The sequence below is a fragment of the Rosenbergiella collisarenosi genome (assembly GCF_018494085.1).
In the GTDB taxonomy this organism is placed as follows: Bacteria; Pseudomonadota; Gammaproteobacteria; order Enterobacterales; family Enterobacteriaceae; genus Rosenbergiella; species Rosenbergiella collisarenosi.
In genome coordinates, this window is sequence record NZ_JABBFP010000007.1 from 22,661 (window position 1) to 43,486 (window position 20,826).

The following is a 20,826-nucleotide window of genomic DNA, read 5'->3' on the forward strand; positions in this document are numbered from 1 at the left end:
AGCCGAGGGTCACTCCCTCTTACTAGAGTACTTAGCCCAAGATGCTCATTACTAGGCTCGACATGCTGTTCGACTGCTTAAGCATCGAGGTGCTGGTTTGTGCTAGCATTTGGCTGCGAGTCATTTTCGACGCTTCCGACGCGAAGTCCGCATCTTGGATGTTACCCAGCGCTTGATCGGTATTGTCTTTCATATTGGTCAGGTTAGCCGAGGCATGGCTAAGACCATTGATGGATGCCCCAAAAGAAGAACGTAGGCTAGAAACGTTATCTAACGCGGTGTTCAAAGTATCAATTAGGGTGTTAGCTTTGGTCGTGCCCGATACAGCATCAACGTTATTCGTGGTATCAGCAGCGGTATCTTGAACGCTAGCGGAAGATAATGCATTGATACTGGTGAATACGTTTTTCAGTTGAGCTGAAACATCGACTTTGGTGGTTTCACCACTTTCAGAGCCGGTTTGGAAGGTCATCGCTGTACCCATTTTCGCGGTAGCGGTGGTAGTAGTTGCACCATTAGCGTCCTTGCCAGTCGTATCACTAAATAGCTTATTTCCTGCATAGGACGTGTTGCCCATAATGCTGGATAACTCAGTATTCAGGCTCGTTAACTCGGTATCGATCGCCTTACGGCTATCCGCGGTATTGGTATCCGTTGCACCTTGGGTCGCTAGGTCTTTCATGCGGTACATGATATTACTCACTTCATCCATCGCCCCTTCACCGGTCTGCAGCATGGTTGAGGCATCCGCGATATTACGCTGCGCGACGGCCATACCATTGGTTTGACCTTGTAGACGGGTCGCCACTTGTAAGCCAGCCGCATCGTCAGATGCTTTATTGATGCGCTTACCCGTACCGAGATGTTCCATCGCGCTCGATAACGTAGAGTTCGCTTTTTGTAGTGCATTACTGGCAGACATCGCGGATGAGTTAGTAAATAGTGTAATAGCCATCTAGCGGCTCCTTTAAAAGTGGACGATGAGTGATAACAAAAGTTAATAACGACTGTCGTCCGGTAAAAATAAAGGGCTAGCGTAAAATTATTTTATTTCCCTACCATCAGCTGCTGTACCACGGCTTGCGGTAAATGAGCTTGGCACTGCAAGGCTTGATTTAATCCGCGAAAACTACCGTGGCTTGCCGCCAACTGTTGGCGTATCTGTTTTGCTAAACGTAATGCCTGCTGGCTCTCCAGCGAACTGTTATGTTGCGTCAGTTGACGGTCAACCTGCTGGCGTTGTTGTTGTAGCTTTTGACGTTCCTGCTGTAAATAGCGTAGCGCCTGATCGGCGCTCAATCCGGCGACGCGCGTATTTCCGTCTAATAGCTGCTGTAATTGCTGCTCGAAGCAGGCGATAGGTAATGGCTGTAGCAACGTTAAACTATCCGCGGCAAAGCAACCACCACCGCCTCGCACCACCCAGCTCGCCAGTTGCGGCCAACGGCTCTCAGGTAGGGTGAAGACGAGACGCTGCTGAGGAAGATCGTAGACCGCCCATATTGATAGCTGACCTAACGCTCGATTTAACGCAAAAATTCGCTGCATCAATGGCATATCGGGAGTTATCACTAAGGAGACCCAGCGTCGAAATGTTCCCTCGCCTAAGCCAAAGGTGATAATTTCTCGCTGATCGGTAAAGAGTAAGGCTTCTAATGCTGCGCAATGGAAAACGATCTGAGCAGGCCTATCGACGCACGCGTGGAAGTTTCGATCCACCGTACCGCCGGATTGCCGTATGCGGCGTTCTAACAGTTGCCGAGTGCGCCGTAATTGGGCGTGTCGCATATCGCGGCTCATCGGCTGCGCTAAGCCCCTTAACGAGGACTCCGTTTCTACCAAGTAATCGGCAGCACGCTGCACCGCGGTGATTTGTTGATTAAGCTGGGTATTAAAGCGCTGCGGATCGCGGCTAATGAATAACTCATCGGGAAACCGCAATGCACGATGGGGAGCCGCAACACGCTCAAGTAACTCATTGGAGGTCGACGCCGCGGGCAAGTGCGGCGTACTGTCACCGCTAAGCGGACGATGGAATGTGCCTGAAGAGAGGGGTGATAACATGATTAAATCACATCAAACATGGAAAACTGGTTCATTAAGCCATACGCCTTACTGCTGTACTCGACGGTCTTTAGCCAAGATTGTAGCTGAAGTGTCGTTTCTGCGGTATCCGGGCTTTGTAATTGGTTCAGTACTTCGCTGTTCGCCGCCGTCAGATCGGTATACATATCCGTGAGCTGGGTCAGTTGATTTTGGCGGCTACCGATAGAGCCTCTCGCACTCCCCACCTTAGCAGATACCTCGCTACTCTGTTGTAGTAGGGTTGAGAGCGTCGTGCTATCCGGCGAGGCGCTACTGGTCGACTGAGCGAGCTGGCTAAGGCTGTTGATAAAACGTAATGGATCGTCATTGGCGGCAAACAGCGTACTCACATCTGTACTCCCACTGATGCTTTGCTGCTGCCCAACTTGGACACTCACCCCTTCCTGATTCCCCTGCCATTGATATTTTCCCGCGACTTTGGTTACAGGAGGATTATCCCGATTCGTCCCGGCAAAAATATAATGCCCTTCTGCGTCTTGGCTATTCAGGAGGTTAACCATACCTTCGGTTAGGGTTGAGAGCTGAGTCGTGAAGTCCGTCGACGATTTTGTCGCAGTATTCATGCTGCGCAGTTGGTCTTGTAGCGATAGAACCAGGTCACTCATGCTACTGAGTAAGGTGTCTTGCTGAGTCAGTGCGTCATTCGCCGTAGTAATATTTTTCTGGTATTGACTCGTGGTAGCTTGTTGCTGTGTTAGCAGTGCTACACGCTTGGCATTTAGCGGGTCTTCTGAAGGAAGTGTCTGCTTTTGCTGCGTCGCAAGCTGATCTTGGTACTTCTGTATTTGGGTATTACCCGTTTCTAATGTCGTCAACATTCTTTGTGGCTGACTAAGACTACTAATGCGCATGACGAGCCCCCTACTAGCTGAAAATAGTCAGCAAGTCGCTGAATAACTGGTTACCTACCGACATCACTTTCATGTTGGCTTGATAAGATTGTAGGTAGGTCTGCAAATTAACCGCCTCTTCATCTTTATTGACTGCGCTTAAGTTATCGCGCTGCTGTTGCCACTGCTGGTTGACGGCGCTGGCAACGGAGAGTTGGTTGCTGCTTTGGCTATTGGCGAGTGCCAAATTGCTCGTTATCGCCGAGGCTGAGTCGTTGATCTCACTCTTAGCCCGTAACCCGGTTAATGCCGCCAGATTATCACCGTTGGCTGGGCTCTTTTTATCCAGCGACAGCCCCAGCTGCGCAGGTGTCAAGGCGGTGGTCGACAAGTGTGCGACGCCAGCGTTATCGGTAGTGAAACTAAATAGTGCGGCACCACTTTCCCCCTGAAGATCGTAGCCTTTTGCAAGCGTTTCATTCACTTGACTGCTTACCGATTTCATTAAGCCTGTTACCTGTGTCTGCAAGGGAGTGAGCACCTGCTGCTGATAATCAGACAAGGCGCCCAGCTGGCCGCCGATCGCGGTTGAGAGCATGGAGGACTTTTGCTCAAAATCGACCTGTAACTGGCCTGTTGTTTGTGAATTCTGACTCACAGAAATCACTGCTGCTTGCTTACCCTCGACCAGTTTTAGGCCTTGCGTTGTCAGGGTGTAGCTACCGGTATCTGTCTTCTCTACCGATACGGCCATGAGTCCACTTAAGGTCTTGACCTGCTGATCGCGTTGGTCCTGTAAACTATTACTTTCCGATCCCGCCCCTAAGTGCTCGATCTGCTGATTGAGATCGGCTATCTGCGCCGTTAATTGATTCACTTGCTGAGTCGTTGACACCTGTTGCTGACGAATACTCGTTTGTTGGTCCGCAACTGTGGCACTGGTTTGCGAGAGCCCATTAGCCAAGCTCGTCGCACTTGTCATCAGTTGTTGTCGATACGCAGTGGAATCGGGCTGATTCGTGAGGGCGCTGAGCGAATTAAAAAAGGAGGTCAATAGCGTCGAGGGTTGTGAGGCGCTTGACGAGATAACCTTTTCTAACGATGTCCCCCAGCTATTCAGCGATTGATAGTAACCGACTGAACTCTCGGTTCGCCACAACGCCTGATTAAGGCTTTGGTCGGTGATCCTGCTAGGGTCACTGGTTCTAACGCCATTCCCCACAGAAGCGGCCATTGTCGCACTTTGGGTGATCTGCTGGCGCGAGTAACCGGCGGTTTGCTGATTAGCAATATTTCCTGCCGCCACAGAAAGCTGATTCTGGGCGGCCTGTGCGCCTTGGGCCGCTATGTTGAAAAGATTCATCATCGGTCTTTATCCGTTTTTTTCGGTTCTATCGGTAAAGAACGACCTACTTGCCCTGATTCTGAAGGGGAAGCGGGTGGAGAAAGCTGTTTAACGATCATTTCCGCCAATCCGGTTGAATGGGTGGCGGCCAAGTCTGCGCTGAGTTGATCGTCGTAAAAATCTCGCCACATGGTCTGTTGTTTGCTATCAAACGGAGAATCTTTCGCCAAGGCTTCCGTTGCTTGCCGCATCTCTTTAATCATCTGCCGAAGAAACTGGTTTTCGAACTGTTCCGCCGCTTGTTGCAATGAATGGGGTTTTCGTTGGTCCCCAATATCACCTGGTAACAGGGCATCGGTGATACCCATTGAGGATGTTATTGATGATGTCATATCACGACCAACTCAGCGTCTAAAGCGCCCGCTTCGTGCAGTGCCTGCAGAATCGACATAATATCTTCCGGCGTTGCCCCGAGACTATTCAGCGCGTTGACAATGCTACGTAACGTAGTAGAGGTTGGGATGACAACGCTATGTCCATTCCCTTGGTTCACACGTAACTCGCTTTGTGGCGTAACCGCGGTGCGGCCATTACTTAACGGTCCCGGTTGGCTAATATTGGCTGTTTCGCGAATGGTAACCGTTAAATTCCCTTGAGAAACGGCGGCGGCGTGGACCACTACGTTTTCGCCAATCACAACGGTACCGGTACGAGAATTGAAGACGACCCGTGGCGACATTTTACCGGGGATCACCTCAACATCCTCCAGTTCCGACATAAAGGCAACCCGGCTACCAGAGCTTAACGGCGCCTTAACCGCGATACGTGTGGCACTCTCTGCCGTCGCCGTGCCATAGCCAAAATTTTGGTTTAGTGCTGCCGCGATATTATTCGCGGTCTTAAACTCAGGCCGATGTAAATTCAGATAGACGAGATTATTACTCTGGAAATCAGTCGCGATTTCACGCTCTATGGTTGCACCGTTAGGGATAAGCCCTGCCGTAGGCGTATTAACGGTTATGCTGGAGCCACTACTGCCCTGGGCTTGCATCCCCCCCACCACCACGCTTCCTTGCGCGAGCGCATAAATTTCACCATCTGCACCCCGTAGTTGCGCCAACAGTAGCGTGCCTCCACGTAAGCTCTTCGCATCACCTATCGATGAAACCGTCACATCGATAGCCTGTCCACGGCTATAGCCGGGGGGAAGAATGGCGCTCACCGCGACGGCCGCAACGTTTTTGACCTTAGGATCGATTTTCGCCGGTAGCTGTACCCCGAACTGCCGTAACATATTCGTCACCGATTGGTTGGTAAAACGCACCTGGTTTTTATCGCCAGTGCCGTCAAGACCAACCACTAAGCTGTAACCAATCAGCTGGTTACCACGAATTCCCTCTACGTCGACAAGATCGCCGAGACGTGCAGCATAAAGTGAGAGGGGGAACAGCCCCGATAACACCGTTAATAAGAGTAATCCAACACGCACGCAATACCCCTTACATTGGGAAAAGTGGATGATTAAAGAAGCGAGTCAGCCATCCAGCGCTGTTAGCATCGCTGAGTGCTCCGCGTCCCGCATAGGAAATCCGCGCATTCGCAATGCGTTGTGAATTAACTGAATTATCTCGGTCGATATCGTCCGCACGGACCAGACCGGTGATCCGGATATATTCATCCCCTTGATTGAGGGTTAACCATTTTTCACCACGGATCACCAATACGCCATTAGCTAATACCCGGTATACCGCAACAGAGATAAAGCCTTTCAGGCTGTTTTGTTGTTGTGAACTGCCATTACCGTTGAAATTACGGGAGCCATCCACCGACGCTGAAAGATCATTAACGGAATGGCCAAAGATGTTAGGAATGCCAAAGGTCGTATCATTCTTTTTATCGAACCCTGTCTTCGCTTGCTTACTGGCCTGGGTCGCTTCATCCAATTTCACGGTAAGGATATCGCCGACCCGATAGGCACGCCGGTCTTGAGTTAGCGACCAATTAAAGCCAGTTGTAAATACCCCGCCGCCATGATTAACCGTTTCAGGCGCGATAATTTCGTCAGGAGGAGCGTAAGCCTCATCGTCTTTCTTCACTAGATAAGGGGAGCTTTCACATCCTGAGAGTAAAAACATCATCGCGGCGGCGAGTAGCATTGAGTAGCGCATCATCTTTCCTATAGCGTCTGCGTCACGAATTTCAGCATATCGTCGGCGGCGGAAACCATTTTGGCGTTCATTTCATACGCACGCTGTACCGTTATCATGTCGACCATTTCTTCAACGACTTGCACATTAGATCCTTCCAGCGCCCCTTGCTCAAGCTGCCCTAGCCCATCTTCTCCCGGGGTTCCTTCGGTAGGTTCACCGCTGGCTGCCGTTTCTTGATAAAGGTTATCGCCTTGCGCAGAGAGTCCGGCTGGATTCATAAAATTAACCAGCGTCAGCTGCCCTAGCTCTTCGGGCTCGGTCTGACCTGCGACGGTTGCGCGCACCGTGCCATCCTTACCAATCTGAATGTCCGTCGTATTGGCGGGGATTTCAATTTGTGGCTGTAGTGGCAGGCCTTGTGCGGTGGTGAGCACACCATCTTGATTACGCTGAAAGTTGCCGGCGCGAGTGTATCCCGTATCCCCATTTGCCAACTGGACTTGGAAGAAGCCGTCTCCGGTAATGGCAACATCCAGCTTTTGCCCGGTGTTTTGGATATTCCCGACACTAAACTCTTTCTGCGTGCCGACAATCTTTACTCCCGTTCCATACTGCGTACCCGTGGGCGTATTATCCTGCTGATCTAATGGACTCCCCGCCGCACGCTGGTTCTGATAGAAAAGATCTGCAAATAACGTCCGATCTTTTTTAAACGCCGTGGTATTAACGTTTGCAAGATTGTTGGAAATAGAGGTCAGCCGAGCATCTTGGGCGCTGAGTCCGGTTTTACTGATCCATAACGCTGGATTCATGATTCACTCTCGCTTAACTATTTCTAAGTAACTGATTACCGCTAGAAGCTAAATCATCAGCCGTTTTCATCATTTTGATTTGTGCTTCGAACTGTCGATTGATGGACATACTGGCAAGCATTTCGCTGATGGCTGAAACATTCGATCCTTCGAGGTGCCCAGAGACGAGGCTGATCGTTTCATCGACCGGATTAGTGCGGTTACTACTCACCAGTAATCCTTGCTCATTCTTGGAGAGACTGGCGGCGGGAGGGCTGGCCAACTTAATGCGGTCAACCTCGATCGGCGTCGTATTACCACTCTCTTGCGGCACAATCGACACAATGCCGTCGGCACCAATACTCACCGATGAGAAAGGGGGTAAAACGATCGGGCCATTATCGCCCGCTACCGGATAGCCGTGTGCAAACATCTGCCCTTGCTGATCTACCGTCAACTGGCCATCCCGTGTATAGGCCTCCCCTTGCCCCGTGACTAAGGTAAGATAGCCTTCACCCTGAATCGCGACGTCCAGATTTCTTCCGGTCGACTGGATAGCGCCAGCCGAGAGGTCGACGCCCGAAGGCTGTTCGGCGCTAAGAATGCGCGTTTCATTCTGACGTTGTGACAGAGCTTGCTGCTGTGCGAACGCGAGATCGGCGCGAAATCCTTCCGTATTAACGTTAGCCAAGTTGTTGGCGTGGATCTGCTGCTGTTGCTGCGCAACAGTGGCCCCGCTCAGTGCGGTGTAGAGTAATCTATCCATTAGATCGCTTGGAACAGCGCAGTAAACATACTGCTATCAGTGCTGATAACTTTAGTGTTTGCTTGGTAGTTGCGTTGTGCGCTCATCAAATTAACCAGTTCACTGGTTAAATCGACATTCGAAGATTCTAAAGAGCCGTTATGCAAGCTTCCGAATACGCCGGTTTGTGCAATGCCGAATTGTGGAGCGCCTGAAGATTGTGTGGCGCGCCAGACGGTACCATCTTCGGATTGCAGTTGATCCATATTGGCAAAACTCGCGAGGACGACTTGTCCCGACGGGACGGTTTCACCGTTAGTATAGGTCGCTTGCACATTACCCTTTTCATCGAGATTGACGCCACTCAATGTGCCATTATTTTGCGTTTGTGGGATAAGTAACGGAGACACTGCGCCGCCTGTCGAGCCTGCTGCATAGCCTTCGTATTTCAGCCCATTGTTGTTGACCAGATAGCCATCTTTATCAACTTGGACGTAGCCCGCGCGGCTAAATTTTTGACTACCATTTGTATCTTGTAAGACGAAAAAGCCTTTTCCGCTAATCGCCAAATCTAAGCTACTCGACCCATTAACGACCGAACCATTCGTGCCGAGGCTTTGCTGGGCACCTTGGTCGAGAACACCGTTACCTACGCCATCGACGTACAATGCCGAAAAATTCTCACGCCCCGATTTATAGCCGACCGTATCCGCATTCGCGATGTTGTTAGAGATAGTATTGAGTTGGGCGCTCACTGCATTTAGCCCACGAACCGCGATAGTAAAACTCATTTTTTTATTTCCTCAAATCGTTGTCGAAGGCTACGCCATGGTAAATTGGGTGATGGCGCTATAATTGGCATCGCCAATTCCTTGTAGGCTTAACACCGGGTCACTCCCTGACAGCGGAAAGCGTACGGCCTGCACTTTCCCCATTAATTCGGTCGTCAAGCCACTTTGATTATTGTCTGTCGTCACATTCAGGCTATAAGTGCCTGCAGGAAGGCCTAACGTTTTGGGATCGACGGTGAAGTTCACATCGCCAGCGGAAGCTGCGCCAAGCGAGAACGGGTAACTATTACCTACAGTATCTTTCAGAGTAACCGTGACCTGAGAGGCGGCGTGCGCCAAGGTCGTGCGCCCCGCAACGGCCGTCGAGCCATCTGTCGATAGCTGATCCGTGGCAACCATGACCTTTTGTCCCGTCAACGCGCCAATACTTTGTTTCTGTAACGAGCTGACTTGGCGAGAGGTGCTGGTCATCAAACTCGAAATACTGTCCATCGATTGGACCTGGCTCAATTGAGCGAGTTGACTGACATACTCTTTACCATCCGTAGGATTGGTCGGATCTTGGTTTTTTATTTGTGCAACCAGCAGCTGTAAGAACATATCGCTAACTTGGTTATTGGTAGTCGCGGTAGCGCTATTTGTCTGAGTGGCGGTCGCTGCCGAGCTGTTATTAATATTCATTAAGTGGCCTCACCTAGGCGTAATAAGCTCTGCTGCATACTTTTAACGTTAGTCAGTACATCGACGTTAGTTTCAAAGCTACGGCTGGCCGACATCATGTCCGCCATCTGATCGACGGTATTGATGGCCGGATAATAAACATAACCTTGTGCGTCCGCTAAGGGATGATTCGGCTCGTAACGCGCGACGGAACCGGGCTGCTGGTTTATTGCCGTCACGGCAACACCTGCGGATGACGTGTCAGCCTGTGCCGCTTGGTGGTATACCGTACTAAACACTGGAACCCGGGCTTGATAGACGCCATCTGCAGAGGTGGCGGGTGTATCTGCATTCGCGAGATTACTGGCAACCGTATTTAAGCGAATCATCTGAGCATTCATCGCAGAGCCCGCGATTTGGTAAATAGCATTAAATCCCATCATGACCTCGACTCATTAACTCTTCCCCTCAATCGCTTTTTGCATACTTGCAAACTGCATGGAAAGAAAAGATAAACTGACCTGAAAACTCTGACTATTGCTGGCAAATGCGGCTTGTTCGTTATGCAGTTCGACCGTATTCCCATCCGCGCCAATTTGCTGCGGAACCCGGTACAGCTCGTGTGCAGGTTGAGAGGTCAGCGCTTGACCCTGGCGTTGCATTTCAGCCGAGAAATCAATATCTTTGGCTTGATAATGCGGAGTGTCGACATTGGCCAAGTTACTGCTTAGTATTTCAGCTCGTTGTAATCGTAAGTCGATGGCCTGCACGCTATTGCCTAACGCACGGCTGAAAGAGATGCTCATTTAAAATGCCCACATTAACCGGTCCCTAAGAAGCTTTAAGCAATTTCCATGCCAATAAATAAAAGTTATTTTTGTCTTGTACTTCAAGGGGTTAAAATTATGAAACCGGCAAAGAGGAAGGTATTCTTCCGCTTTACGCGCCTAGTCCTTCTCTCACTGTTAGTGGGAGGGGTCGCGGGATTTCAGCAACATGCGGTGGCGGCTTCGCCGATAGAATTGCAGGCATCGCAGTGGGTGAAAACGCAGATTGAACTGTTGGGCCAACAGCAAACCTGGTCGTTACTGCAGGTTACCCCGAACATAAAACTCTTTAACCTGAAGGGGCGTGCCTCCACCTGCGGTACGCCGCTACAATTCATCGCCCCTTCATTGACTCAGTCGCCAACGCGATTTCCGTTGACCATTCAGTGCGGTACGGCGAATCCTACGTGGGTAATCAGGGCACAGGCGGATGTTGAGATACGCTTAACCGCAGTCGTTGCCGCCGAACTCCTCCCCCCTGGAACCGTGGTCACCGCAGAGAATAGTAAACTCGCACCCATTCTCCTCACGCCAGCGATGCGGATGAATGTTATCGTAGACCCGAATGATGTATTACAGATGACCGTTAAGCGAACCATTGCTGAGAACCAGCCACTCTCAACGCTAGTGTTAAGCACGCCACGCCTCATCTCGCGGAATCAGCCGGTGACGCTGGTGATTGAACAACAAGGTCTAGCCCTAGCCACCAGCGGAATAGCTTTACAGAATGGGGGAAAAGGGGCGACGATTCGCGTCAAAAACAGTCGTAGTGGTCGAGTATTAAGTGGAACGGTAATCGACTCGCAACAGGTAATGATCCGCGCGATTGAATAAAATTAGCGTTATGCCTTAATTTTTCACTCCACCATGTCGTTGTAGGTAATAAACGGAGATTTTTTTATGATAAAACTAACCCCTGCTACCCCTAACGATAGAGTGAGCACCCCCCTAACCGCTCCGGCGACGAGGGAGCCTAGTGAAAAAGAGAGCATCACGAAGAGCGTCTCCCCCTCTACCGAGCAAGTCCTTACCCATGCTCGCCAGAGTCTTGGCCAACTTCCCGAGGTTGATCTGAATAAGGTCGCAGAGGTAAAAGCGGCGCTAAGTCGCGGGGAAATTAGTCTCGATGGCGAGGCGTTAGCTCACTCAATCCTTAGCTTTTATCAGAGGTCGGAATGAAACGTCTTGAGCTAGTCCGGCAGTTACTGGCCGATTTACTTGACGACTATCAGCGTTTTGAGACGATTGAGACGCTGTTGTCTGCCCAGCGCCAGGCTATTTTGAGGTTTGCCCAACCGCAACTAGAAAGTCATACCGACGCATTAATGCAACACTATCGGCAAATACATCAGCACGCTCAGCAGCGTCTTCGTGGCTTACAACAGTTGGATCTTACACCGGATCACTCGGGTATGACTCAGCTCCTGATTGGGCTAGCCCCCGCCGCGCAGGAACATTTATTAAAGGTTTGGCGTGAATTGCCGACACAACTACAGCGTTGCCAACAAGCTAATCGCTACAATCAGCAACTCCTCGATATGCAGCACGGGCTTTTGGTCGACTGCCTCCCCGAGCCAGATACCGCAGCTTGGCTTTACCAGCCTTAAGCGCGGCGCTAGTTTTTACGCCCAAAACGTAGCATAGCCAATTCATCACTCTGCTTCTGCGCAGACTTCTGCCGACTCTCTTCTTCGGCTTTCCTCATCCTGTCACTGTGCTGTTCTAACTGTTTTTCTTGAAGATGGCTAAGGCTAAGCTGCGCTTTACGTTGCAGTAATTCTTGTTCAGCAGCCTGAAGCTGCTGCTGTTGCCATTGATACAAGCGACGCAGATCTTGCGTATAATTCTCATGATTTTTTAGCGCGAGTCCACCCAGCAGTGTGGGGGTTGGCGAATCGATGAAGTATTGCAGCGTATCGAGTTTGCTCCGCATCTGTTCGACTCGCTGCTGTTGCTCGATCACTTTGTATTGCGACTGCTGGCGGCGTTGCTGCCTTAGGCGTTCGAGAGATTTAAGTTGTTCAGTGAGATAACGACTCATTATTCGCCCTGCGGCATCGACAAGAGTTCATCGAGACTTTGCGTATAAAGACTTAATTGTCGATCGTCCTGCTGTAAATATTGCAAAATCTGTGGCGCTTGCTCAACCGCACGATCGACTTCGCGATCTGCGCCAGGTATATAGCCGCCTAGCGCTATCATCGGTTTAATCTCTTGGTAGCGCGCGTAATGTTGCTTCAAGCGTCGCGCGGCCTGGCGGTGTTCTACCGTCGTCACTAAATTCATACAGCGGCTCACCGATTGACCGATATCAATCGCCGGGAAATGGCCCCTCTCCGCGAGTGTGCGCGAGAGAACAATATGACCATCTAATACGGCGCGCGCCGCATCGACAATAGGGTCCTGCTGATCATCCCCCTCCGCCAATACTGTATAGATGGCAGTGAGGCTACCCGCACTGGCACTGTTACCCGCCGTTTCCACTAAGCGTGGGATCAACGAAAATACCGACGCTGGATAGCCTTTGGTTGCGGGAGCTTCACCGAGAGAGAGTGCGATTTCGCGCTGTGCCATCGCATACCGCGTGAGAGAATCGATCATCAATAAAACATGAAACCCCTGATCGCGAAAAAAAGCGGCAATCGTATGGCAGAGCTCAGTGGCTTTTAAGCGCATTAAAGGGCTTTCGTCCGCAGGTGCGGCGATAACAATCGCCTTTTTTAACCCCTCTTCCCCAAGAGTATGCAATAAGAACTCATTAACTTCTCTTCCGCGCTCGCCAATCAAACCGACAACCACTATCTGTGCATCGGTCGCCCGCGCCATCATCCCGAGTAGGACGCTTTTCCCTACCCCACTGCCAGCCATCAAGCCTACCCGCTGACCACGTCCTAGGGTGAGTAGACCGTTAATCGCACGAACCCCTACATCCAAGGGCAGAGAAATAGGCCGCCGATCGAGGGCGGATATGCGGGGAAGACGCAGGGGAAGCGAGACGTTCCCCATCGCCGGCCCTTTCCCATCCACCGGCTCACCTAAACCATTGAACACTCTCCCCAGCCATTCCTCGCCGATCGTTAACCTCGACAGTTGGCTAGAGGGAAGGACACGGGCGCCACTTCTCAGTCCATCGAGGCTGTGGAGAGGCATTAGATAAGTTAATTCACGATTAAACCCCACCACTTCCGCGAGGATACTTTTTTTATCCGCGGTCGCCACTTCGCAGCGTTGACCAATCGCTAATGGACAGCCGCTGACTTCGAGCAATAACCCGGTGACACGACATAATTTACCGAAATCTTGGCTAAGAGGGACCGTCCCCAGCGTGGAAAGTGCTTGCTCAAGCCCTTTCATGCCACGGGATCCGAAGTATTCAGACTCTGTGCTAGCGTCGAGAGGCACGTATCGAGGCGTTGTTGGCACCCAAGGTCGAAGTGCTGCTGTTCCGTATCAATAATACACTCGCCACGAGTCAGATGGGCTTGTGCAAGTAATCGCCATTCGGCCACTTTTTCGGGGGCTAACGTCTCTATTGCTTGAAAGTCGGCTTCGCAGACACGCACCGAGAAGGCAGATCCTTGCAGCTGCTCTTGCGCTAATTTATCGTCGATCCAGCTCAATAATAGCTCTGGACGTGTGGCGATTTCTTGCTGAATAACCAGCCCTGCGATACGAGTGACTAGCGCTAATGTCGCCTCGCGCTGTTGATGTTCAGCGCGGGCATAGAAATCGTTGAGCGTCTGCATGAGTGTATCAATGGGTAAGCTTGCTTCTTCAAACAGCGCTTTACTGGTCGTTAAGCCAGTCGCGTGCCCTTCGTCGTAACCTTGCTGCCGACCTTCCGCAAAACCTTGCTCGATGCCTTTCGCTCGGCCCTCTATCAGCCCTTGTTGAAATCCAGCCTGTTTTGCCTCGTCAAGTAACGAATCGTTATCGACAGGTAGTGGGGGGTCAACGTATTCTTCGGCCAGATAATCGGCTGACGTTAACGGTGGAAATCGATAGGGTTTTAGTTCGTCACTCTTCATTTCATGTGTTACTCAACCGTACGTTCAGCGTACATTTGGAGGGTAATTTCCCCCTCTTCCGCCAATTGACGTAGCGTGGTCATAATATCACGCCTAACTTGCTCGATCCGACTGATCGGAACAGGCCCTAAACGGGTAGAGGCCTGCTCTAGCTGGCCGACCTGCCGCTTAGGCATAATTCCAAAGAGTGCCTCCCGCAAGACGGGTTCAGCGCCTTTTAGCGCAACGGCCCACTCTTCTAAGGAGACTTCATCAAACAAGCGTTGCAATGTTTCTTCGCTCTGCCGACTCAGGATGAAGAATTCATACATCTGGTCTTCAAGTGCTTTGAATATCTCTGCATCGTGTTGTTTCATTTGCGCCAGTAATTGGTCTTGCTGTGCAGGTAGCCGATTAATAATATTTGCCGCATGTTTTGCGCCTGTTATACGCGAGCCATGCTCTGAAATGGTGGAGATGCCTCTGTCGATAAGACGATCCAATTCTGCGATAACATCGCGATTAATATCATCAAGGCGAGCAATCCTAAACAGGACCTTATCTTGTATGTCTATAGGCTGCATAGCGAGGACCTCTGCCGCCACATCGGGTGGAAGAAACGCTAGGAATATCGCTTGTAGCTGGACATGCTCTTGACTAATAAGTGCCGAGAGTTGAGTCGTATCGACCCATTGTAACCGGGCCATCCGGTAACGAATCGCATCACCGTAAATATGGTTCATCACACTGGTGGCAATTTCCTGTCCCAGCGACTTCTGTAGAATATTTTGTAAATAGGCGCGAGAACCACCATGGATCCCGCTTTGTTGTCGATAATCGTCGAAGAAGTGGTTGAGCGCTTGGTGGGCTTGCGAGATTTTTACCCCTTGTAAGCGAGCCATCGTCTCACTCAATACGATCACTTCTTCGCGAGAAAGCTTCTGCATAACCTGTGAGGCGGCATCTTCTCCAATGCTCAGCAGAAGAATGGCTGCTTGCTCGACACGATTACGTTGCCGTGTAAGGAGTGAAACGTCAGACATTGTCGCGGGGTCGGTCATTACTGTTTATCCACTGTTTGATTACATCAGCCACTCGGTCGGTCTCATTGGCGGCCAATTGTTGTAAGTAGCTTACTTTATCTTCAATCCCCGATGTTCGTGGCGGCAAGTCAGATTCAGTTTCAAACTGATGCTTCTCGCCTACTGACGTCGAACGTTGTTCTGTGGCGAGCGTCTGTTCCTCGGAGGCTGTAGTGACCCGTTTACCGATAAGCGCCTTGATTCCGGGACGGAGTACGACGAGGATCAGTAAGACGAGTAATACACCGACGCCTCCCCAGGTCGCCCAAAATTGAATATCGGGCTGTTGCCACCAAGACAGCGTAGGTAGCGATACAGAAGGCGGGGCAACAAAAGCGAGTTTATCGAGCGTTAGCTTGTCGCCGCGCTGGCTATCTATCCCCGCTGCATTTTCTAATAAACTTTTGAGCTGGGTGAGCTGGCTATCAGACATTTTCGCGACGATATCTGTTCCGGTATTCAACGCCACGGCAATTTGTAGCCTTGCGAGCTGCTGTGCAGGGTAATTGATGTGTTTGATTTGATGGTCATAGGCGTATTTACGCTGAGTTTGGCTAACATTACGTTGCGAATTTTGCCCTTCAGTCGTACTCGCCGTCGCCGTCGTAGGGCGATTACTTAATGTACCAGGGACGCCTGATGCCTCAGTCTGACCACTTGTATCGTTACTGAGTTGCTCTTCTAAGACCTTGGGATCGCCTTGATAGCTTTCTTGCGTCTCTTCGGTATGCCTAAAATCAATATCGGGCATTACGGTAACGCGATAGTTCTTTTGCCCCACTGCCGAATCGAGAATTTGCACCAAGTTTTGGGTGATCGGTTGACTCAGGTTACGTAAAAGATCGGCATCCATCGCGGGCGTATCGTCTGCAGCGGCATCAAGTAATGCCCCCGTCTGGTCAACAATATGCACATTTGCCGCGATTAATCCCGGGACGCTTCCCGCCACGAGCTGCGTCACCGCTCTGACTTGCTGCGGAGTTAAGCGCATGCCTGGGGTCAGCGTGATGATAACCGACGCGCTACTTGCCGGTTGATTCGAGAGGACGAAACCGCTATCGGCTTGAATCCCCAAATGAACGCGAGCGTCCTCTACCCCTTGTAGCGACATGATGCTGCGGGCGAGCTCGCCCTCTAAGCCGCGTTGATAACGGATGTTTTGAATATACTGGCTTGCGCCTAATACCTCGTCCTTATCAAGTAGCTCAAAGCCCGGTGCGACGATCGGCTGAATATTTTTTGCCGCGAGTGCCATACGTGCGCGCGGGAGTAAATTATCGGCAACCAAGACTTGACCGTTATCTGGGTTAATCCGAAAAGCAATTTTCTCGCTCGCTAAGGCGCTGGTCACCGCCTCAGTAGAGACATGCTGATGAGCACCATATAGCGGAACATAGTCGACCTGCCCACGCCACAAGGTGGCGACGATAAGTAACGTTAATAGTCCACCAGCGAGCGTCAATACCCAGGGTTTTTTCAGTAACTCGACCGTTAAATTACGTTGTATCAGCCACGATTTAAGAGAATCAAACATCAAGTTTCCGCGCTAAAGAGGGGTATTTAAAATATCGTCGAGTGCACTGTTCAACTTATTTCGAACTTGCAGTAACGCGCTAAAGCTAATATTAGCCTGTTGGCTGGCGACCATTGCCCCAGCTAAATCATCACTCTGACCAGAATTGATCGCCTGCTGTTGCGAACTGGCTTCTAGCTGAAGTTGATTGACCTTTTCGACTGCCTGCGAGAATACGGACTGGAAGCTCCCCACCCCATCATTAGACGGTGGAGCAATGATCGGCAATGATGCGCTGAGCGTCTCCGTCGGGATGGCGGGCGAAAAGGGTGACATTTTGGGATCGATAATCATTTATTACATCCTCTGCCCAATTAACGATATAAACCGGCTTGGCGCATTGAGCTTAGTCGGTAGCGTAAAGCTCGCGGGGTGATACCCAGCTTCTCAGCCGTCAGCGTTTTGTTACCGTTAAATTGTTTAAGTACGTCTAAGACATACTGCTGCTCGACCTGTTTCCCCATCTGCCGGATACCCGAGGTCGCATCGGGTAGTCTAGGCAGTGTGTTGAAGGATATGTGGGTTGCAGGTAAACCAAGATCTTCAATTGTCAGGGTGTCACCCTGGCAAAGAATCATCCCGCGCTGTACCTTATTCTCAAGTTCTCGAACATTACCCGGCCACTCGTAACTCACGAGTGCATGGTTCACATACGCAGGGATAGAGAGTGGGGTGGTAGCAAAGGCGCGATATTTCTGCATGAAATGATTGACCAGCGGCAGAATATCCTCAGGCCGCTCACGCAGAGGGGCAATAGTAATGGGTAATACGGCTAATCGGTAATAGAGGTCTTGTCGAAATCGCCCCTCTTTGACAGCCAGCGGGATATCTTGATGGGTTGCCGCAATCACTCTAACGTTGAGCTTGATACGCCGAGTGCTGCCTAACCTTTCCACTTCTTGCTCTTGTAACACTCTTAGCAGTTTAACTTGTAGAGATAATGGCATATCGCCTATCTCATCGAGGAGTAGCGTCCCGCCATTCGCTTGCTCGAATTTACCTGGCATAGCCTGAACTGCTCCCGTGAAGGCGCCCTTTTCATAGCCGAATAGCGTCGCTTCCAATAGACTATCAGGGATCGCGGCACAGTTGACACCGATATAAGGTGCTGCCGTCAGGGTGCCAAATTGTTGCCGATGTATATACCGAGCAACACACTCTTTGCCAGTACCGGACTCACCATAGATTAGGACGGGAACACTAACTTTGGCGATTTTTTCCGCTAGACGTAAGGTTTCGTTGCTCTTCGCAGCGCACGAAATAAGATCGGCATCAGCAGTATTTATCCCAGAAGAATAAGTACTCATTGATATTTCCCAAGTGTAAAGTAAGTTTTTTTGCTAATTTTTATTAATCATTCAAATTAGCAATAGTGATTTTATTTGTTCGTTTTATGGGCAGATCTGAGTAAGAATTATTTTATTATGCGAAATAAAAGCGTTGCCGGTAACGATTGTCACAGCTTCAGGTCGATACGCCTGTTTGTGCTGATAAATTACGCTAAACCTGCTCACTTATAGATCTATTTCCAGAATCTTCCGATACAAATTTAAACAAAACCCTTGCAAGCCGCAACCTATATCTCATAATATTCTTAACAATTCTTTACTAAATGCTAAGTATTATTTATCTAATACGCATAAAAACGCTGAGCTGATGATGGTTTTTGCCAGACAAACATTGAAAAAGCTGAATATTCAGGCTGACGACAACGTATTGCCCCTCGCCGTCAATCAGCTGGGCAAGCCTTGGCATAAGCTCGCGGAACATATTAATAAGAACTACGATAATTTTGATGTCAGTGTGAGCCGATATTTCCTAACTAAATTTAGAATAAATACTTCGCTAGCTAATATTATTTTTTCTATAGAAGAAAATAAAAAGTGCCATCAGATATATTCTTGTTCCGCCGGTAAAATAGCCTTCGAAATTGACCGCCCTTTACTATTAAAATTATTACACGATTTTTATGGGGTAGCCGATAGCCTCGATATCTCAAACGCCAATGAGATCACCCAGACTGAGTTACGATTACAAGAACGATTAGGTGACGAACTCAGCCAAATATTTCTAACACCCGAAGTCTTGGGATTACCGGTAACTCTACAGCCCCAGCATAACCAGCAACATAGTCACTGGGCTTGGTCACTCTCTTTTCAGTTACGCGGCTACTCACAAGGCGTGATAACGCTACGTTTCGATCATCAGCTAATTGATCAAATCCTTGCCCAATTAAGGCCAGAGAGCGACTCGCCAGCCCAGTTTTCTGTCTCGGATGGACAGCTTGAATGGCAATTACGACGAGTTCCTTTTACGCTAAATGCTCAACTCGCGAGTCTTCCTATTACACTCGAGCGGCTGCTGGCATTGAAGGTCGACGATGTATTACCTATTTTCCTGACCGAATCAGTCCCCGTTATCCTTGGTGATGAAGTCCTATTTCAAGCCAAAGTTTCTGAGCATCAAGGACAGCTTGTCTTGTCAGAATTTATTGACCATTACACCAGGTAAAGCATGAACTACGATGATAATAATACTCCGTCCGCTTTTTCTCTGGACGACATCACCTTGGACGATCTGACTGCTCCCTCCGCTGATACCGTAGGGAGCAGCGATCACACGCAACGAAAAGTCGAAGAACGAAAAAGACAGCTATTCAATCGTATCCCTTTGACGTTAACCCTCGAAGTTGCGTCAGTGAATGTCTCATTAGCAGAGCTTTTAGCAATCGATAATAGCTCTGTGATTGAATTAAATAAGATGGCGGGCGAGCCACTCGATTTAAAAGTCAACGGTGTCCTCTTCGGTAAAGCCGAAGTTGTCGTCGTCAATGATAAGTATGGATTACGAATTATAGAATTCACCGGACAATCGTTGAGTGACCTAGCACCATGAATCTCGGTACTCGGGGACTGTGTGGATTACTCGCGTTAACATTACTCTTTTCATTTCCGGCATTCGCCGCAGATGCGGGGTTACCGCTGTTTACGACACAGGGTGCCAACGGTACTCAGCAATATAGTGTTAATATAGAAATATTGGCGTTGATGACATTGCTGGGACTCTTACCGATCATGGTACTGATGATGACAAGTTTTACGCGTTTTATCATCGTATTAGCGATACTACGTCAAGCCTTAGGCTTACAGCAAACTCCGCCTAACAAGGTACTCACTGGTATCGCATTGTGCCTCACGCTATTGGTCATGCGCCCGGTCTGGACGACCATTAACCAGCAAGCCATTCAGCCCTACCAGGCTGAACAAATCTCTTTAACCGAAGCTTTACAGCGAGCCAGCTCCCCCCTAAAGAAGTTTATGCTGGCCCAAACCAGCAAGCCGGCTCTCGCACAAATCATGAGTATTGCCAAGGTTAGTGGCGACCCACAGAACCTAGATCTAACGGTTATCACTCCCGCCTATCTATTGAGCGAGCTAAAAACCGCCTTTCAAATCGGCTTTATGATCTATCTTCCGTTTTTAGTCATCGACCTGATCGTTTCCAGTATTTTAATGGCAATGGGTATGATGATGTTATCGCCGATGGTCGTCTCTCTTCCTTTCAAACTCCTGCTATTTGTATTGTGTGATGGCTGGACGTTAATCACGGGTACGTTAACGCATAGTATTCAGGGATTTTGACATGTTTACGCTGGACAGTATTAGCGACCAGATGGGAAGCGCTATTCAATTGGTATTGCTCATCTCAGCGGTAATTATTTTGCCCGGGTTAGTGGTAGGCTTATGTGTCAGTATTTTCCAAGCAGCGACACAAATTAACGAACAGACACTGAGTTTTCTCCCACGCTTAGTGGTCACATTACTGGTTTTGATCGTGGCAGGTAAGTGGATATTGATCAAATTGATCGACTTTACTGAGCTGTTATTTCATCAAGCTGGCTCTCTGACTGGATAGTCAC

At 49.8% G+C, this 20,826-nt stretch carries 27 protein-coding genes; 7 read left to right on the forward strand and 20 right to left on the reverse strand.

What is annotated here, in order from left to right:
• Window positions 1-31: 31 nt before the first annotated feature.
• The 13 genes from HGT70_RS11390 to HGT70_RS11450 all read right to left on the reverse strand — a co-directional run bounded on the left by HGT70_RS11390 (window position 32) and on the right by HGT70_RS11450 (window position 10,224).
• Window positions 32-955, reverse strand: a complete 924-nt coding sequence (locus HGT70_RS11390; RefSeq protein WP_214195897.1) for a flagellin N-terminal helical domain-containing protein — start codon at window positions 953-955, stop codon at window positions 32-34.
• A gap of 92 nt (window positions 956-1,047) precedes the next feature.
• Window positions 1,048-2,064, reverse strand: coding sequence for a hypothetical protein (locus HGT70_RS11395; protein WP_071432479.1), 1,017 nt, complete (start codon window positions 2,062-2,064; stop codon window positions 1,048-1,050).
• 2 nt (window positions 2,065-2,066) lie between these two features.
• Window positions 2,067-2,957 carry a hypothetical protein gene (locus HGT70_RS11400; protein WP_071432481.1) on the reverse strand — a complete coding sequence of 297 codons (891 nt, stop codon included), beginning with the start codon at window positions 2,955-2,957 and terminating at the stop codon, window positions 2,067-2,069.
• Window positions 2,958-2,970: 13 nt separating this feature from the next.
• Window positions 2,971-4,302 (reverse strand): flagellar hook-associated protein FlgK, encoded by a 1,332-nt coding sequence (gene flgK / locus HGT70_RS11405; protein ID WP_214195898.1) that lies wholly within the window; start codon window positions 4,300-4,302, stop codon window positions 2,971-2,973.
• Window positions 4,299-4,673 carry a rod-binding protein gene (locus HGT70_RS11410; protein WP_241569683.1) on the reverse strand — a complete coding sequence of 125 codons (375 nt, stop codon included), beginning with the start codon at window positions 4,671-4,673 and terminating at the stop codon, window positions 4,299-4,301. The genes flgK and HGT70_RS11410 overlap by 4 nt, the downstream gene beginning before the upstream one ends.
• Entirely contained in the window at window positions 4,670-5,770 is a 1,101-nt protein-coding gene (locus HGT70_RS11415; protein ID WP_214195899.1) for a flagellar basal body P-ring protein FlgI, read from the reverse strand. The genes HGT70_RS11410 and HGT70_RS11415 overlap by 4 nt, the downstream gene beginning before the upstream one ends.
• Window positions 5,771-5,780: 10 nt before the next feature.
• The gene (flgH, locus tag HGT70_RS11420; RefSeq protein ID WP_425328686.1) at window positions 5,781-6,449 is read right to left on the reverse strand and encodes a flagellar basal body L-ring protein FlgH; all 669 of its coding nucleotides are present in this window, start codon (window positions 6,447-6,449) and stop codon (window positions 5,781-5,783) included.
• An 8-nt stretch (window positions 6,450-6,457) separates the two neighbouring features.
• On the reverse strand, window positions 6,458-7,243 hold the full coding sequence (flgG, locus tag HGT70_RS11425) for a flagellar basal-body rod protein FlgG (RefSeq protein WP_214195901.1): 786 nt from the start codon (window positions 7,241-7,243) through the stop codon (window positions 6,458-6,460).
• Window positions 7,244-7,256: 13 nt separating this feature from the next.
• A complete protein-coding gene (gene flgF, locus HGT70_RS11430; protein ID WP_214195902.1) occupies window positions 7,257-7,988 on the reverse strand; it encodes a flagellar basal-body rod protein FlgF in 732 nt (243 codons plus the stop codon).
• Window positions 7,988-8,758, reverse strand: a complete 771-nt coding sequence (locus HGT70_RS11435) for a flagellar hook-basal body complex protein (protein WP_071432487.1) — start codon at window positions 8,756-8,758, stop codon at window positions 7,988-7,990. The genes flgF and HGT70_RS11435 overlap by 1 nt, the downstream gene beginning before the upstream one ends.
• A gap of 30 nt (window positions 8,759-8,788) precedes the next feature.
• A complete protein-coding gene (locus HGT70_RS11440) occupies window positions 8,789-9,439 on the reverse strand; it encodes a flagellar hook capping FlgD N-terminal domain-containing protein (RefSeq protein WP_071432489.1) in 651 nt (216 codons plus the stop codon).
• Entirely contained in the window at window positions 9,439-9,858 is a 420-nt protein-coding gene (flgC, locus tag HGT70_RS11445; RefSeq protein WP_071435143.1) for a flagellar basal body rod protein FlgC, read from the reverse strand. Before flgC ends, HGT70_RS11440 begins: the two co-directional genes overlap by 1 nt.
• Window positions 9,859-9,873: 15 nt before the next feature.
• Entirely contained in the window at window positions 9,874-10,224 is a 351-nt protein-coding gene (locus HGT70_RS11450; RefSeq protein WP_214195903.1) for a flagellar basal body protein, read from the reverse strand.
• A 99-nt stretch (window positions 10,225-10,323) separates the two neighbouring features.
• Here HGT70_RS11450 and flgA point away from each other — a divergent pair, with 99 nt between their 5' ends.
• From flgA to flgN, 3 genes are all read left to right on the forward strand, one after another.
• Window positions 10,324-11,079 carry a flagellar basal body P-ring formation chaperone FlgA gene (gene flgA, locus HGT70_RS11455; protein WP_214195904.1) on the forward strand — a complete coding sequence of 252 codons (756 nt, stop codon included), beginning with the start codon at window positions 10,324-10,326 and terminating at the stop codon, window positions 11,077-11,079.
• Between the two features lie 66 nt (window positions 11,080-11,145).
• Window positions 11,146-11,424 carry a flagellar biosynthesis anti-sigma factor FlgM gene (gene flgM, locus HGT70_RS11460; RefSeq protein ID WP_071432495.1) on the forward strand — a complete coding sequence of 93 codons (279 nt, stop codon included), beginning with the start codon at window positions 11,146-11,148 and terminating at the stop codon, window positions 11,422-11,424.
• Window positions 11,421-11,852: a flagellar export chaperone FlgN gene (gene flgN, locus HGT70_RS11465; RefSeq protein WP_214195905.1), complete on the forward strand. Its 432-nt coding sequence runs from the start codon at window positions 11,421-11,423 to the stop codon at window positions 11,850-11,852. The genes flgM and flgN overlap by 4 nt, the downstream gene beginning before the upstream one ends.
• Before the next feature lie 8 nt (window positions 11,853-11,860).
• On the opposite strand, the gene HGT70_RS11470 is transcribed toward flgN, so the two are convergent.
• Genes HGT70_RS11470 through HGT70_RS11500 form a run of 7 tightly spaced genes read right to left on the reverse strand, consistent with a single transcriptional unit; the run spans window position 11,861 to window position 18,214 of the window.
• Window positions 11,861-12,286: a hypothetical protein gene (locus HGT70_RS11470; protein WP_071432499.1), complete on the reverse strand. Its 426-nt coding sequence runs from the start codon at window positions 12,284-12,286 to the stop codon at window positions 11,861-11,863.
• Window positions 12,286-13,599, reverse strand: coding sequence for a FliI/YscN family ATPase (locus HGT70_RS11475; protein WP_214195906.1), 1,314 nt, complete (start codon window positions 13,597-13,599; stop codon window positions 12,286-12,288). The genes HGT70_RS11470 and HGT70_RS11475 overlap by 1 nt, the downstream gene beginning before the upstream one ends.
• Complete coding sequence (locus tag HGT70_RS11480; RefSeq protein ID WP_214195907.1) at window positions 13,596-14,273, reverse strand: FliH/SctL family protein; 678 nt, start codon at window positions 14,271-14,273, stop codon at window positions 13,596-13,598. The genes HGT70_RS11475 and HGT70_RS11480 overlap by 4 nt, the downstream gene beginning before the upstream one ends.
• Before the next feature lie 8 nt (window positions 14,274-14,281).
• Window positions 14,282-15,313: a FliG C-terminal domain-containing protein gene (locus HGT70_RS11485; protein WP_241569682.1), complete on the reverse strand. Its 1,032-nt coding sequence runs from the start codon at window positions 15,311-15,313 to the stop codon at window positions 14,282-14,284.
• Window positions 15,288-16,868: a flagellar basal-body MS-ring/collar protein FliF gene (gene fliF, locus HGT70_RS11490; protein ID WP_214195908.1), complete on the reverse strand. Its 1,581-nt coding sequence runs from the start codon at window positions 16,866-16,868 to the stop codon at window positions 15,288-15,290. The genes HGT70_RS11485 and fliF overlap by 26 nt, the downstream gene beginning before the upstream one ends.
• A 12-nt stretch (window positions 16,869-16,880) precedes the next feature.
• The gene (gene fliE / locus HGT70_RS11495) at window positions 16,881-17,201 is read right to left on the reverse strand and encodes a flagellar hook-basal body complex protein FliE (RefSeq protein ID WP_071432509.1); all 321 of its coding nucleotides are present in this window, start codon (window positions 17,199-17,201) and stop codon (window positions 16,881-16,883) included.
• Window positions 17,202-17,221: 20 nt separating this feature from the next.
• Window positions 17,222-18,214, reverse strand: coding sequence for a sigma-54 interaction domain-containing protein (locus HGT70_RS11500; RefSeq protein ID WP_214195909.1), 993 nt, complete (start codon window positions 18,212-18,214; stop codon window positions 17,222-17,224).
• 349 nt (window positions 18,215-18,563) lie between these two features.
• Between HGT70_RS11500 and HGT70_RS11505 the strand changes: the two genes are divergently transcribed.
• The 4 genes from HGT70_RS11505 to fliQ are packed head-to-tail and all read left to right on the forward strand — an operon-like array spanning window position 18,564 to window position 20,822.
• Complete coding sequence (locus HGT70_RS11505) at window positions 18,564-19,418, forward strand: FliM/FliN family flagellar motor switch protein (RefSeq protein ID WP_214195910.1); 855 nt, start codon at window positions 18,564-18,566, stop codon at window positions 19,416-19,418.
• Between the two features lie 3 nt (window positions 19,419-19,421).
• Window positions 19,422-19,802, forward strand: coding sequence for a FliM/FliN family flagellar motor switch protein (locus tag HGT70_RS11510; RefSeq protein WP_071432515.1), 381 nt, complete (start codon window positions 19,422-19,424; stop codon window positions 19,800-19,802).
• Window positions 19,799-20,548, forward strand: coding sequence for a flagellar type III secretion system pore protein FliP (gene fliP / locus HGT70_RS11515; protein ID WP_071432517.1), 750 nt, complete (start codon window positions 19,799-19,801; stop codon window positions 20,546-20,548). The genes HGT70_RS11510 and fliP overlap by 4 nt, the downstream gene beginning before the upstream one ends.
• A 1-nt stretch (window position 20,549) precedes the next feature.
• On the forward strand, window positions 20,550-20,822 hold the full coding sequence (gene fliQ, locus HGT70_RS11520; protein ID WP_071432519.1) for a flagellar biosynthesis protein FliQ: 273 nt from the start codon (window positions 20,550-20,552) through the stop codon (window positions 20,820-20,822).
• Window positions 20,823-20,826: the final 4 nt, after the last annotated feature.

Excerpts from the sequence above, each read along its gene's own strand:
- flgK (WP_214195898.1), bottom strand. The coding sequence starts at position 4,302 with ATGATGAATCTTTTCAACATAGCGGCCCAAGGCGCACAGGCCGCCCAG.
- flgA (WP_214195904.1), top strand. The coding sequence starts at position 10,324 with ATGAAACCGGCAAAGAGGAAGGTATTCTTCCGCTTTACGCGCCTAGTC.
- HGT70_RS11400 (WP_071432481.1), bottom strand. The coding sequence starts at position 2,957 with ATGCGCATTAGTAGTCTTAGTCAGCCACAAAGAATGTTGACGACATTA.
- HGT70_RS11505 (WP_214195910.1), top strand. The coding sequence starts at position 18,564 with ATGATGGTTTTTGCCAGACAAACATTGAAAAAGCTGAATATTCAGGCT.
- fliQ (WP_071432519.1), top strand. The coding sequence starts at position 20,550 with ATGTTTACGCTGGACAGTATTAGCGACCAGATGGGAAGCGCTATTCAA.
- flgG (WP_214195901.1), bottom strand. The coding sequence starts at position 7,243 with ATGAATCCAGCGTTATGGATCAGTAAAACCGGACTCAGCGCCCAAGAT.
- flgM (WP_071432495.1), top strand. The coding sequence starts at position 11,146 with ATGATAAAACTAACCCCTGCTACCCCTAACGATAGAGTGAGCACCCCC.
- fliP (WP_071432517.1), top strand. The coding sequence starts at position 19,799 with ATGAATCTCGGTACTCGGGGACTGTGTGGATTACTCGCGTTAACATTA.
- flgC (WP_071435143.1), bottom strand. The coding sequence starts at position 9,858 with ATGGGATTTAATGCTATTTACCAAATCGCGGGCTCTGCGATGAATGCT.
- flgH (WP_425328686.1), bottom strand. The coding sequence starts at position 6,449 with ATGCGCTACTCAATGCTACTCGCCGCCGCGATGATGTTTTTACTCTCA.
- HGT70_RS11480 (WP_214195907.1), bottom strand. The coding sequence starts at position 14,273 with ATGAAGAGTGACGAACTAAAACCCTATCGATTTCCACCGTTAACGTCA.
- HGT70_RS11390 (WP_214195897.1), bottom strand. The coding sequence starts at position 955 with ATGGCTATTACACTATTTACTAACTCATCCGCGATGTCTGCCAGTAAT.
- HGT70_RS11510 (WP_071432515.1), top strand. The coding sequence starts at position 19,422 with ATGAACTACGATGATAATAATACTCCGTCCGCTTTTTCTCTGGACGAC.
- HGT70_RS11395 (WP_071432479.1), bottom strand. The coding sequence starts at position 2,064 with ATGTTATCACCCCTCTCTTCAGGCACATTCCATCGTCCGCTTAGCGGT.
- flgF (WP_214195902.1), bottom strand. The coding sequence starts at position 7,988 with ATGGATAGATTACTCTACACCGCACTGAGCGGGGCCACTGTTGCGCAG.
- HGT70_RS11470 (WP_071432499.1), bottom strand. The coding sequence starts at position 12,286 with ATGAGTCGTTATCTCACTGAACAACTTAAATCTCTCGAACGCCTAAGG.
- HGT70_RS11440 (WP_071432489.1), bottom strand. The coding sequence starts at position 9,439 with ATGAATATTAATAACAGCTCGGCAGCGACCGCCACTCAGACAAATAGC.
- HGT70_RS11450 (WP_214195903.1), bottom strand. The coding sequence starts at position 10,224 with ATGAGCATCTCTTTCAGCCGTGCGTTAGGCAATAGCGTGCAGGCCATC.
- HGT70_RS11485 (WP_241569682.1), bottom strand. The coding sequence starts at position 15,313 with ATGACCGACCCCGCGACAATGTCTGACGTTTCACTCCTTACACGGCAA.
- HGT70_RS11500 (WP_214195909.1), bottom strand. The coding sequence starts at position 18,214 with ATGAGTACTTATTCTTCTGGGATAAATACTGCTGATGCCGATCTTATT.
- HGT70_RS11410 (WP_241569683.1), bottom strand. The coding sequence starts at position 4,673 with ATGACATCATCAATAACATCCTCAATGGGTATCACCGATGCCCTGTTA.
- fliF (WP_214195908.1), bottom strand. The coding sequence starts at position 16,868 with ATGTTTGATTCTCTTAAATCGTGGCTGATACAACGTAATTTAACGGTC.
- flgN (WP_214195905.1), top strand. The coding sequence starts at position 11,421 with ATGAAACGTCTTGAGCTAGTCCGGCAGTTACTGGCCGATTTACTTGAC.
- HGT70_RS11475 (WP_214195906.1), bottom strand. The coding sequence starts at position 13,599 with ATGAAAGGGCTTGAGCAAGCACTTTCCACGCTGGGGACGGTCCCTCTT.
- fliE (WP_071432509.1), bottom strand. The coding sequence starts at position 17,201 with ATGATTATCGATCCCAAAATGTCACCCTTTTCGCCCGCCATCCCGACG.
- HGT70_RS11435 (WP_071432487.1), bottom strand. The coding sequence starts at position 8,758 with ATGAGTTTTACTATCGCGGTTCGTGGGCTAAATGCAGTGAGCGCCCAA.